Genomic DNA, 13009 nt, shown 5'->3' on the forward strand with positions numbered 1-13009 from the left:
TAGAAGAAAAAAATCGTATCCACCCTTACAGCCGCTTGGACTTCAACCTAATTGGGAGCTGCGAAAGTTGAGTGAATAAAAATATCATCAAAAATGCATTAGAGAAAAACAACAAGAATGGTCTGGTCTGGATTAAATCTGATGAATTGAAAATTGATAAAGATTATTTGAATACTTATTTCGCTATCTTTGAAGAAAATAGAGTTAAACCAATGGATTCGATTTTTTTAGAAGTACTAAAGAATAAATTAGATGAAAAACCAATAATTCGTGAAATAATAGATATCATAGAGTAGCTACAAAGACTTAACTCTACTTTGCAGTATAACCCATTTCACGCCTCATTTTCATACTATTCGATCCATACCGCATAGTAGTATTTTGCTAGCGTAATCGCCAGCGGAATCACTTCACAAAAGAGAGCAGCGGGTTATGGCTGCTCTCTTTCTCCTTACATTTCATCGATTTTTTAACCTATTGGAATAGGGTCATATAGGTCTAACAATATCCAAGTAACGGTCTGCAACATCTGGATTCTTTCTTAGTCTAACTTCTAAGTCATCTCTTGTCCACCAATCGATTTGCATTCCTTTTTTTCTAAGTGAGCTTAAATAATCAAACAGTTGGGTCGTGAGCTGGCTTGAAACAATCAAATGGTAACCATCCGCGTTATGCATATCAATAGTATCCCTTACATCTTGTACCTTATCCTTACCTACACTATTTTTGTATGCTTTACATTGGATCAGTATATTTTTTAATACATATGGTGAAACGTCTGAGCTACTGGGAGATGGATTTAAAAATAGCCATTCTGCTTCTAGATCTCTTCCACCATCCCCTTCATTAATGCTACTAACCCGTTTGATTCGTGTTACATTAGGTTCATGATCCAAGAGTTCTTTGCATAATTTCTCAAAACGGTCAGGATTGGTAGGCACAGTCCAAACATAATTAGAATCAGGAAAAAGAAATTTTCTTTCCGCATCATTTCTCATCTTGATCTGTTGTAATTCTTTTCTATAACCGTCTTCTCCACATTCATCGTCAATTGCAATAATATGAGTCTTACCTATCAAAAAAAATTGGTTTTCAATTGGAACAATTTGTGGATTTTTATAATCATCATCTTTTAAAAATTCCAACGTCGAGTATCCTAGATTAAGTTTTTTAGAACATATAGCATGCCCTAAGTTGTCTGATTTGACAATTTCTTTGGTAACCCCTTGGAAACGCACTGAAGGTAGCTCTTTAGAAAACGATGATTTAAATTTAGTAAGGGTGGATTCCTCAAATGAAAAGATACTTAGTTCTGACTTGAAGCTTCTGAACCAAAACCAATTTGGGTCTTTTCTGCACATGAAGTTCTGTTTTCCGGAAATCTGTCTCTTATCAAGGAATTTAGCTATCTTGTGGGCATGTTCCTCATATTCTTGCCAAACTGGATAGTTAGTAGAGGCATATGAAAAAACGTTGTCCATTAAAAAAGCAGCGAAATAAGTACCAAGGAAGACTTGTTGAATTGCATCAGAAGGGGTGTCCTCTTCTTCAAAGTAAGATAGCCCATGCCTCTCAAATGATAACAATTTAGCATAGATTTCAGCAGGCATTTTTGTTAGTCCTAGGTCTTCATGAGTTACGGTTAATAGAGATGTGGAAATATTATAATGTCTTAATGCAATTGCTACTATACAAGAAATTAAGTCATGTAAATCGGAACGGTCACCGTCAAAATCCCAAGATGTAGTTCTGATATACCCGAATAAATTCTGTGGGAAAGGCGAGATTTTTGCTATATCAGATCGTAAGCCAATAGGTGAAGTAGGTGAGGTGTCTAGAAAGTGTCTTGTGACGGTGATCTTCTTGTCAGTTTCAGGATCAAACCCCTCGTGATCCTTTGCATTAATACTATATCCTAAGTACTGTGCCCCTAAAAGCTGTTTGGAAAATTCGTTCAAGGAACTAATGCTCCTTCCTATGTAGATACATAAAATTTTACCAAAAAATAGATTGTTTCGTCTAACTAATAATTATGATCTATCATCTAATATTTTGGAATATTATCATTTGAAAGAATAACTTATAAAGGACCCCTTTTTATTGATGAAGACTCCTTTAACATAACGACTACCAATTGAAAAAAAGAGTTAAGAAGATCTTGAAATCACGACTTATCCTTTATATTCAATGGAGAACCATATGATTCGTGGTCAGGCCCGAGATGTGGAGCGGTAAAAATGGCGCCTTATATGAAGGAGAGGAATCCCGATTATATATCTATCACTTTCGGTATGGTTACAAGTTTCTGCATAAATATCCCAAGATGCTAAAACAAACGAATGCGGGCTAAAAGCTTCGTACCTCGTTAAGAGAATATCAATTTGGGATGCGAATGCTAGCGGTGGCATTAATTGAGATAGCTCCTAAGCATGAGGCCTATAAAGAGATTGCGGCCAATCTGCTGTTTGAGGTGTCACAGGAGCGGTAAATCGACTCGGGTCTACAACAATGAACAGAGTATCTGAATCTAGGGGATGCGGCCAAGACTATATCCGGGATTTTTCGCAGCGATACGTACAACATAAATGGTTCATTTAGCAAATTCGATTGGCGATTAAGCTAAATATGCTGCTGTTTCTGCATGAAAGGGGGCACTTTCAGATTTTATTGTGATTCTTAAAAACGGTAGTCTATAGCTTTACTGGGAATCCCCCCTAAAATGGGTTCCTGTGGACCGCTGGTTGGATTTGTGATGAGTAAAGAGGCAGGCAACTTAAGGGGAGTGTCCGAGGTAATCCCGTCATCGAAACCGGAGGGTGAGACCAGTAGTTATTATAGGGGGAACTTTCATTCATTTCAAAGAACCGGATGATCCAGTTATGTTGCTGGTTTCTCCGGTTTTGTTATTTTCTGGAGGCGGGGAAAGGTAAAATGGTTTATGATAATACAAGAACTAACACCGGAGGTTTACAATCTTATGAATTTGTCTTTCCAAGAAAAAAGAGAGTTGGCTTATCAAATCGTGGATTTTTGGCATACGGTGGAGCTGTTAGACCAGGATCCGTTTCCACAAGACACAAAAGAAAATAGGAAGCTGGTGGAGCTGGCCAAGAAAGGTATTCAGGGTAAACGGGTGGACAAGGAAAAAGAGCGGAAAATTACAAAGTTTCAGCTGTTTCATAATTTGCCGTTAAAACATCCGATCGCCGATTTAATCGAAGCCGATACCCTTATGTATCCGGGCCACCCTGTAAGTAGCAGTATGATCCATCTGTGCGTAGGGAGAATGGAAAGGGAGTTTTTGATAGAGGCATTATACAGGGGGTTACAACTTCAAGATGATATACCTGAGAAGGATACGAGCGAAATTTGCCTTATTGGTCTCAAAGTAAACCAAGAAGGCATCTATATCGAACACAGCTTTAGGTTATCACCTTTGGTCTGGGGGATCCGACAAATTCTCAGTATCGGCAATAATGCAGGGGAGCGTTTGTCAAGCAAACATTATGAGGAAGAGATCAGGGGCTTCGAGGAAAAATTCAGCAAGACAGAGCCCTTGAAGTCAGAGAATATTGAGGAGTTGTACCTTGAGGTATTTGAAAAGTATGTTAGGCCCATCTGCCAATCCGCAGAGGAGCCGGTATTGAAAGGGAATCTAATTTACACACGGTATAACAATGCCGAGACCTTTATGAAGGAAGAAGAGAAGGCAGAGGATGTAAGCGAGCTTGTAAAGGGGTTTTATTCCGAGGATCTGCACATGGTGAAAGAGTCGTTGCGTGCTGCTGGGAAGGAGACGGTCATGTACGCGGACCTTATCGATTATATTGTCGGTGCCTATTTGGAGCAATATGGGCAGGGGAAAGAAGTCGGGGTTGAAAAACGCGTTGATATACGAAACGACAGAACCCATATTGAAAAATGGCTCTACGCAGACAAGGCGCCCTCCGGGAAATGGCCCTCCCGGTATAACCCTGTCTTGATGCAGCAGCTCGCGATCAATATGGGGATTAGCGAGACCGGCGAGGTCAGACGGATTTTTTCGGTAAATGGCCCTCCGGGTACGGGGAAGACAACGCTGCTTAAAGAGATCATCGCTTCAAACATTGTCGAACGTGCTAGACTGCTGTGTGATTATAAGCATGCTGACGATGCATTTGAGGCAAGGCATTTCAAACATGGGACCTTTGCCAATAACGGCTATGATCAATATTGCAATAAATATTATGTGCTTAAGAATGAACGGCTGACTGACTTTAATATGCTCGTAGCTTCTTGCAACAACGCCGCAGTCGAAAATATAACAAAAGAGCTGCCGAGCGGCCTGGGATTGCTTGAGAATCTTCAGCCCAATGCTAAAGATTCAATAGATGTTGCGAAGGGCTTAACCGAGGTGATAGCATTATTCGATTGTTCCAGGAACGGGAAGAAAGAAACATATAAGGTATTCAGACCCGCCGAAGAGGGAAAGGGTCGTTATAAGGCTGCGGAAAAAGGGGAGGTTTACTTTTCGTGGCTGGCTCATAAATTGATGGTTTCAAGTGAAGAGTCGGAGGATACCGAATCACTTAATGCATGGGGGCTGATCTCAGCACCAATGGGCAAAGCCTCCAACATAAATAAGTATTATTATAATGTATTGAGGGACCTCATTGAACAGTTTCTCTCGAAGAACGATTGGATTAAAGAACGTCACAAGGTATTCGCCCAAGCGAAAGAGGAGTTTAAGACTCAATGGAATAAAGTTTCGAAGCTAAAGCAAGAGCTGGCTGATAACAGCCGACTATCCGACGTTTATCGAGAGAAGAAGCAGGAGCATGAGAAGCTTCTCCAAGAATACCAAGTTCAAATAAAAAAACTTAGGAAAGAGCTTCAACAATGTCATTTGAGAGCAGACAGCCTTGCTGCAGAAGAGTCTGCAACCAGAAAGAAAACAACAGCAACACAACAGAAACTGGCCGAACAGCAGAAACACATTCAAGATACGAATCACCAGAGCTCTGTGCTCCAAGAACAGATTGAAATGATTCAGAAGCATTTGATCGAGAGGGAAGATGAAAGAAAGCTGATCGAAATCTTGTTTGGCTGGCTGATAAAGACGGAAAGGCTGAGACAAATTCAAGAGCTGAAGGGCCAAAGGGAGGAAATTAAGCGGGAACAAGAGCGTATATGGGAAAGCTTACAGATGATGGACAAGGAACACGGCAAAGAGGAGGCCGTTCTAGCTGATTATGAGGATATACTGAAACGGCTATTTGTACAAATCGAAGAAGAGAAACATGAAATACGAGAAAGTGAACGCCGGATCCAGGAATTAAACAAACAGATGGGGGATATCCGGTGTCAGATGGAGAAGAACCGCCTAGAGTTGCAAGCCGAACTTTCAGCTCTAGGGCGGAATATGACTGTATTAGATGATAAGTTCTGGGAGGATTTCGGAAGCAGTGAGCTTGAAAAGAATACCCGGGCTCAACTAAGCAATCCCTGGATAACAGAAGAGTATAACCGGGAACGCGAAAAGCTCCTTTATCATGCTTTGCAGGTCCATAAGGAGTTCATCCTCTCCTCCAAATCGTGCAGATTTAATTTTATCAACCTGTCCATGATGTGGAAGTACCGGGAAAACTGTCAAAACGAATTGGTGCAGTTCAGCCTGGACGATCGGAATGATTCTTTTCCGCATTTATTGAATACCCTTTTCCTGCTGACCCCGATTCTTTCAACCACGTTTGCTTCTGTCGGACGTTTTTTGCGCTATAACCGGATGCGGGGAAGTATGGGGCTATTGATCATTGATGAGGCAGGACAAGCTGCGCCACATGTCGCGCTGGGGGCAATGTGGAGAAGCAAAAAAGTAATTGTTGTAGGCGACCCCAAACAAGTAGAACCAGTCGTTACAGCGGATTCCGATGCCATAAAAAAGGTCTTGAGCAATAAGCTGCTATTGCCTTACCTGAACAAGACCCTTTCCGTGCAGAATTTCGCTGATCGAATCAACGTTTATGGATCTTATATCGCAGATCGAATCATGAATGAAACGAAGTGGGTGGGTTGCCCATTAATTGTCCACCGCAGATGTACGGACCCCATGTTTACGATATCAAATACCCTATCCTATGACGGAACAATGAAACTGCAGACTGCCGCGGCAAAGGAAGAGGATAAGAGAAGGTTTGTTTTGAAGCAGAGTTGTTGGATAGATGTGGGTGGTTTTGAGGACGGGAATAAGAATCACTTCGTTCCGGAACAAGGAAAGGTTGCACTTGATCTGATTATCCAAAGCTTCCGCAATTATAATGGTCTTCCGGATCTATATGTAATCTCGCCATTTACGACCGTCATCCAGGGCATCCGGGGGATGGTCAGTGGGGCGAATGAGCTCAGTATTTATAAGGATGAAGTGGAAACGTGGATGGAGCAATATTGTGGAACGGTTCATAAATTTCAGGGAAAGGAAGCGAAGGAGGTTATCTTGCTGTTAGGCTGTGATGCAAGGGCGGAAGGTGCTGTCCGTTGGGTGAAGCCCAATATTGTGAATGTTGCGGCTACACGTGCCAAATATCGGTTCTATATCTTAGGTGAATATAATGTATGGAGGAAATCACAAATTTTTGAAATCACAAAAACCATAATTGAATCGGGAAAATGACAAGTTGAGGTGGATCCTCATCAACTTCTGCTTAATTGTATGGTATATCTCCTAACGCCTATACTCCCTGCACCGCGGTGGCATAGGTGGGGCGGCTTTACTGTTGGTGATTTGACGTAAACGCCGATAAGACCCCAACCGATCCATATGCCTTATGTGTTAAGGTGTATATCCTTCCTTCCTATAATAATAGCTGGCGGCCTTAATGGGCGCAGTGATAACACTGGTTGTATAGATAATTATGAAAAGATAAGGGGGATAACTTTGAAAGTAGAACACCAACTTGAAACTATTAGAGAAGAACTAATTAAAGAAGAGTTTAATTTGCCTATTACCTATAGAAACATATCTTACAAGGAATTAATTAAAAGTAAAAACCTGTGTTTTATGGAAAGCTCTCGACAGTTGAAGTTAAAATATGTTCTTTCGGATGCTGAAGTTAATATAGTTCATAATGTATGCGATGCCATTGAAAGTTCACTCAATAAATACTATGACGGCTTCCCATCCGAATCATACAATTTATTAAAACCAGCTATTGATCAATTAAGCTGCTATTTCGATAGTTTTTGTTTATTTAACAGAAGTCCGAACATACGGTTATACAGAATAAGAAAAAATAATATTCCGCTTGCACATAAAAAAGACTTATTTCATATTCCGTTTGAGGAAAGGACACTTGTTTCTACACAAAGGTATAGTATTCCAGGATTCCCCTGTCTCTATTTGGGTAGTTCTGTCTATACATGCTTGGAGGAGTTGAGAACAGTAAGTAATACGCAGCATCTATATATTTCTTCGTTTAAAAATGATCGTGGAATGAAATTTATCGATTTGGGTTATCCCCCTAGAGTAGCGACAGCAGCTTCATACAAAAAAAGTGATGTCGAAAGTTACAATGCTTTAAAAGCATTATATCTCTGTTGGCCATTAATTGCTGCATGTTCTGTCCAAGTAAGAGATGATGCTCGCCCATTCAAACCAGAATATATCGTCCCTCAGCTTTTGCTACAATGGGTAAGGAACTCGACTTACTTTAATGGGATTCGATATTTTACGTCCAGAAGCAGTAGCTATGATCGAAGTGTACACTTGTATCAAAACTATGTTTTTCCGGTAAAAGAAAATAAGGAATACGGTTACTGCGGTAATCTCGTAGAACATTTTACGTTAACCGATCCTATTAGTTTTGATCAGTTTCGATCAAATTATAATTGCGATAGCAGTAAGCCGATATATTTAGGCAAGGGAAGGAAAGGAACAATTGACGATAGTGGTATTAAGACAGATTATCGATCTACTTATTATTCTTTTTTAGAAGAAGAATTGGGGAAAATTAATCATTCATATTTATGTTAAAGTATCGTTCAGCTATCATCTTGATCTTTATTTAAAAAGCTCAAGCGCCGGGCTTCCCTGACCGACGCTTGAGCTTATTTTCTTCTATAGAACTTTTCCCAATCTTTAATAACTTCTGTCTGAGTCAATAATCGGTCCCTCAACCATCGGGATGTTTCCCACTCATGTATCGCTTGCTGCTTTGTTTTGTAAAAGCGGTAATCGCAAATATTCCAGGAACAGAACAACTTTCGGTACCATTTGCCGTTTTGAACGACACCTGTGAAGCGGCGCACGGCCTTGCTTGCCTGCCGTTTGCTCCAGCGGGTACCGGGTGTATGGTGGTCTGTGCATACGGGTGATTTTTTCACACTATTGCTCATTTGGCTCTCTAACCCCTCCTTATGGGAAGCTAGAGGCCGTCTAATTTCTTCATATTTCACCTCATCTGAATTTGTTACTTTCTGTATATTTAAACGTCGTTGATAAAAATATGTTTCTTATAGGTTTGAAATTAAAGAAGCAATTGTGCTTGTATAATTATTTTCTCCCACCAAGCAGCCACCAGGATATGGTACGATTTGGTTAGCCTTATTTTTGTATGGAGGACACCGTATGAAGATCCTATTTTGTTCTCACCCATTGAATGGCAAGGTTATTGATCAAGAATATGAACAGGAATACAAATATGCCCGAAAGCTAGGGATGGATGTCTATTTGATTCCACTGGAGTCTGTTTTGGATGGGGAACTATCCAAGGCAGTTAAGCAGATCCCAACATTTGAAACCCCGGAGAGGTTCATCTATAGGGGATGGATGCTAAAGCCGAATGATTACGAAAAGTTATATTACGCACTGCAGCAGAAAAATGCCGTCTTGATCAATTCTCCTACGGAATATAGAAATGGGCACTATTTTCCTTATTCTTATGAAGCCATTAAAAAAGCAACCCCACAGAGTATTTGGCTCGGAATTAAAGAGCTTTCAAATGGTTTCGATGTTCTGTTTGAGAAAATGAGCATATTCAAAAACAAGCCGGTCATGGTTAAGGATTACGTAAAGTCTAGAAAGCATGAATGGGAAGAAGCCTGCTATATACCCGCTGCTTCCGACCAGCAAAGAGTTCAAACGGTTCTTCAAAACTTCATTTATCGCCAAGGCTCGGAGCTTAATGGCGGTATTGTGATTCGTGAGTTTATTCAACTGGAGCAGCTCGCCAATCATCCTAAAAGCGGTATGCCTTTATCGAATGAGTACCGGCTGTTTTTCCTCCATCACAAGCTGATTCAGTGTACGGAGTACTGGGATGAGGCGGTCTATCAACAAGATATTCCTAATCTCGACTCGTTTATAGATTTAGCAAAGGGTGTAGCTAGTCAGTTTTTTACGATGGATATTGCCAAAACCACAAGCGGAGAATGGACGGTTATTGAGATAGGGGATGGGCAGGTCTCAGGGCTTCCGAGTCATGCGGACCCGGAACAGTTTTATAAATCGATATCGGAAATAGAGGTCAACTAAGAGAGGTGAGAAGTATGGATCATATTCCTGGAGAGTTAAAAAGTCATTGGGAAAAGGTAATCGCAGAACACAGGAGCGAGCTGCTGCAGATAAAGCCGGAGGAACGGATCATACAATTTTACGAAACCAACAAGCCTTACGGCTGCTTTTCCAATTTTGCCCGATTCCCAATAGAAATAGAAGGGAAAGTGTGGACAACGTCCGAGCATTATTTTCAAGCCATGAAGTTTGCTGGTACAGAACATGAAGAATTTATTCGATTTGCACCGACAGCTATGGAAGCAGCTAAAATGGGCAGAGACCGAACACGGCCGCTCAGAAGGGACTGGGAAGATTGCAAGGTCAATATTATGAAAGAAGCGGTTCGAGCTAAGGTTGAACAGCATGAAGAAGTTAAACAAATACTGATGTCTACGGGCAATTGCATTTTGGTTGAGCATACTTCCAATGATTCTTTCTGGTGTGACAACGGAGATGGAACCGGACGTAACATGCTCGGCCAGCTTTTGATGGAGGTTCGCAACGAACAGGAAGGTTATTCGCCGGAGTTCTTTTTGCCTCAATGGATGGTCTATCCTGAGCACCATCCCTACAGCATGTTTTGGAGGATGGGAACAGGGGAGACTTATATTATGTATTTTTGGGAATGGCGAAAAGGCTTGAGTAAAGAAGCATTGCGAGAATATGACGCTTACTTTGTCCCTCCGGCAGACTGGAAAAGGGACAGAGAATAAGCTGATTAGAATAATGGGCATTAAGATGATTCAAAGGGGGCTGGAACTTTGTACAAATCGGTAATTAGAGATGGCAAGTTTCTTGTTCTTGTAGTTGATGGCATCTTCGATACCCAGTTAATGGAGCTAACTACAGAAGAACTTGCGGATAAAGTTGCATATGAACTCCAAAGTGCCTGGGATAAAGGTGTTGCATGGGGATCTTATCACAAGCAGAAGGAGCTTAATGGTGGTGGGTATGATAAAGATATGAGTGAGGCAATTCAAAACCTAAAGACTATGAGTCTCGCGGAGCAAGAAGCTTATTATCAAAGAGTAAATCGGCGTAACGAAAGAGTTCGAAGGGTTGAGGAAGCCAGAAGATGGAGAGACGTTTTAAGCTGGAAAAGTAAGTGAGGAAAAGGAAATAAATCAACGTTCCAGAATTCGGGAAAAATATCGGGGGTGAAAGGACACGAGTGAGGAAAGGAATCAATTTAATATCTTTGAATGCTATTGATCGCGGAGTAGAATGTATGTTTCTTCACGGAGTAGAATGTATGGATTAATGGATTTCAAATAGTTTATCAAGTTGAGTTGAGTTGAAGTGATATATACGGTGCTTGTTCGCGTTAGTAGTTTCATCACACCCAGCCTGTAAGGGATGATGTGAGTCCCCTTGGCTCCTTTGCAGGCTGGGCCTTTTCCCAAGGGGCGTGATGGAATGAAAAACAATCTAGAAATCGGACCCGTGCGTATTACAGGCATCATCGAAGAAGGGTAGTCCAGCGTAAGAACAAGATTGCTAAGCAAATCGGATGACAGATGAAGTTTGCTGGGAAGTTTGCTAAAGGTAAAATTCACTGTTCTTGCTCGTATTGCGGGAAAAAGACGAGGGAAATGGGATTTCCTAAGTCTGATCTTGTAAGACTTGAACGTGCTGTAGACTTTGATGTTCGAAGTGGTTCAAAAGATAACAAGTTGCTGTAAAAAGATGGTCATAGTATGATGAATGAAGACGGGTGCCAGACCGTTGCTTTAAGTTTGATAATGGGCTACTGCCTACAGGAGATTCGTTATTTTAGGTGAGAAAAAAGCGTACCACCGTAAGGCCGTCAACCTTTCAGGCGGTGGGTGATCGCTTTTTTCTTTTGTTTTACTGCAACAACTTACGTAAGGGGGTCTTAGATCCTTTCAATAGTGTAGTGGACTTAAAAATAGACCGCACTGGAATTATCCAGTACGGCCTCATCTAACCATTCTTCTTTTCTTTCTTGGGTGGAACCAACGAATCAAGTTTATTGGCAGCATCACGATCCGCTGATTGTAGAGCATGGCCGTAGACATTCATTGTGGTCGAGATATTCGAATGGCCCAAGCGCTCTGATATAAGTTTCGCATGCACGCCTTTGTTAATCAATAAAGTGGCGCTCGTATGTCTGAGATCGTGGAATCTAATATACTTTAGACCATGCTTCTTAAGAAAATTGCGAAACCAGAGGTAAGGTGTCTCAGGATAATAGGCATTTCCTTCATCATTGCTGAACACAAAGAAATGTTCTCCGCCTTTCCAGGTATCACCTAGCGCGAGGCGCTTTTTCCGTGACTCCAAATAATACTCCTTAAGATGTTCAATCACATTGTCCGATAGACTTACCTTGCGTTTAGACTTCGCCGTTTTAGGTTCGGAGATAATTCTTTGACCGTTAACGGAGTGAGATATGCTTTGATTGACCTCAAGGATGCCCTTATCCAGATCGATATGCTTCCATTCTAGTCCAACTAGTTCCCCCCGGCGAAGTGCTGTTGTTATTGCGAGCATGATGATGATACGCCATTTCAATGGTTCCTTTTCTAATAGTTCAAACAACACAGCAACTTCATCTTCATCGTAGACTTCGATTTCTTTTCGTTTGACCTTGATTTTTTTGATATCTGCAGCAGGATTGCTCTTAATAAGCTTCCACTCCATTGCGCGGGAGAATATATTTTTTATGATTCTGTGGGTATATTGTACGGTGCCTGAGGATAAATTGCCCTTTTTTCCGTCCTGCCGGCTGCCCTCCTTGTTGAGTTCTGAAATAAAGTTGACTACATGAAAGGTCTGAATTTTGTCTAATCGCATGTGGCCAAAAACCGGAAGGATTCGGTTTTTTAAGAATCGCGAATAAATATCTAAAGTCTTAATCCCGAGTTCATGCTGAGCATATTTCTCTTTCCACTCTTCTACAAATGCTGCAAAAGACATCTTCTCAGGGGCGATGTAATGCCCTATTTCAACTTCTGTTTCGAATTCAGCGAGTAGTTTTCTGGCTTCTCTAATGCCCTTTGCTTTTACTGTTTTCGTTAGCCTTCGTCTCGATCCATCACTATTCGTTCCGGCTTCTACAACTAAAAGCCATGAATCATTACCACGTTTTTGTAAACTTGCCATAAGGAACACCTCCTATTATGGATGTGATTAAATGTCTGCTGGACAATAGTTTTTTGCCTCTTGTTCCTGGAACCAAGCGAGCAATGAAGATCTACGAAAGAGAATTTTGGAGCCCACTCGCATATGAGGAAGCCCTCCCGATCTCACAAGTGCATAAAGCTTGTCCTTTGAGATCTGGCATTCGAAGATTTCTTCCCAGGCCTCCTTAAGGGTTAAGGTATTGCGTTTTGCTGCTGGAATATAGTCAATGGATTGTTTATAAGAATCACGCATGTGAAATACCTCCCACTATAAAGTAATGTTTTCTCCTGTTTTCTCGTGTATACTCAACATTTCAACTTTGACAGCTTGAGC

General features: G+C 41.2%; 9 protein-coding genes. 6 read left to right on the plus strand and 3 right to left on the minus strand.

Features of this window, described 5'->3' with window-relative positions; all coding sequences use genetic code 11:
• Window positions 1–71 precede the first annotated feature (71 nt).
• A complete protein-coding gene (locus AC6ROY_RS24895; RefSeq protein ID WP_500103261.1) occupies window positions 72–296 on the plus strand; it encodes a hypothetical protein in 225 nt (74 codons plus the stop codon).
• Between the two features lie 192 nt (window positions 297–488).
• Here the strand turns inward: AC6ROY_RS24895 and AC6ROY_RS24900 are convergent, their stop codons facing one another.
• Complete coding sequence (locus AC6ROY_RS24900; RefSeq protein WP_500103262.1) at window positions 489–1958, minus strand: restriction endonuclease; 1470 nt, start codon at window positions 1956–1958, stop codon at window positions 489–491.
• Between the two features lie 1019 nt (window positions 1959–2977).
• Here AC6ROY_RS24900 and AC6ROY_RS24905 point away from each other — a divergent pair.
• The 5 genes from AC6ROY_RS24905 to AC6ROY_RS24925 all read left to right on the plus strand — a co-directional run bounded on the left by AC6ROY_RS24905 (window position 2978) and on the right by AC6ROY_RS24925 (window position 10638).
• Window positions 2978–6649, plus strand: coding sequence for a DEAD/DEAH box helicase (locus AC6ROY_RS24905; RefSeq protein WP_500103263.1), 3672 nt, complete (start codon window positions 2978–2980; stop codon window positions 6647–6649).
• Window positions 6650–6913: 264 nt separating this feature from the next.
• Window positions 6914–8008 carry an RES family NAD+ phosphorylase gene (locus tag AC6ROY_RS24910; protein WP_500103264.1) on the plus strand — a complete coding sequence of 365 codons (1095 nt, stop codon included), beginning with the start codon at window positions 6914–6916 and terminating at the stop codon, window positions 8006–8008.
• Between the two features lie 594 nt (window positions 8009–8602).
• On the plus strand, window positions 8603–9508 hold the full coding sequence (locus tag AC6ROY_RS24915) for an ATP-grasp domain-containing protein (RefSeq protein WP_500103265.1): 906 nt from the start codon (window positions 8603–8605) through the stop codon (window positions 9506–9508).
• 14 nt (window positions 9509–9522) lie between these two features.
• Window positions 9523–10242: a riboflavin biosynthesis intermediates N-glycosidase gene (ybiA, locus tag AC6ROY_RS24920; RefSeq protein ID WP_500103266.1), complete on the plus strand. Its 720-nt coding sequence runs from the start codon at window positions 9523–9525 to the stop codon at window positions 10240–10242.
• 48 nt (window positions 10243–10290) lie between these two features.
• Window positions 10291–10638: a hypothetical protein gene (locus AC6ROY_RS24925; RefSeq protein ID WP_500103267.1), complete on the plus strand. Its 348-nt coding sequence runs from the start codon at window positions 10291–10293 to the stop codon at window positions 10636–10638.
• An 835-nt stretch (window positions 10639–11473) separates the two neighbouring features.
• On the opposite strand, the gene AC6ROY_RS24930 is transcribed toward AC6ROY_RS24925, so the two are convergent.
• Together AC6ROY_RS24930 and AC6ROY_RS24935 are read right to left on the minus strand one after the other, a co-directional pair.
• Window positions 11474–12655, minus strand: coding sequence for a tyrosine-type recombinase/integrase (locus tag AC6ROY_RS24930; protein WP_500103268.1), 1182 nt, complete (start codon window positions 12653–12655; stop codon window positions 11474–11476).
• A gap of 27 nt (window positions 12656–12682) precedes the next feature.
• Window positions 12683–12928: a helix-turn-helix domain-containing protein gene (locus tag AC6ROY_RS24935; protein WP_500103269.1), complete on the minus strand. Its 246-nt coding sequence runs from the start codon at window positions 12926–12928 to the stop codon at window positions 12683–12685.
• Window positions 12929–13009 lie beyond the last annotated feature (81 nt).

Source organism: Paenibacillus sp. sg306046, from assembly GCF_059821225.1.

Coding starts and splice junctions, on each gene's coding strand:
- AC6ROY_RS24905 (WP_500103263.1), top strand. CDS start 2,978: ATGAATTTGTCTTTCCAAGAAAAAAGAGAGTTGGCTTATCAAATCGTG.
- AC6ROY_RS24915 (WP_500103265.1), top strand. CDS start 8,603: ATGAAGATCCTATTTTGTTCTCACCCATTGAATGGCAAGGTTATTGAT.
- ybiA (WP_500103266.1), top strand. CDS start 9,523: ATGGATCATATTCCTGGAGAGTTAAAAAGTCATTGGGAAAAGGTAATC.
- AC6ROY_RS24930 (WP_500103268.1), bottom strand. CDS start 12,655: ATGGCAAGTTTACAAAAACGTGGTAATGATTCATGGCTTTTAGTTGTA.
- AC6ROY_RS24935 (WP_500103269.1), bottom strand. CDS start 12,928: ATGCGTGATTCTTATAAACAATCCATTGACTATATTCCAGCAGCAAAA.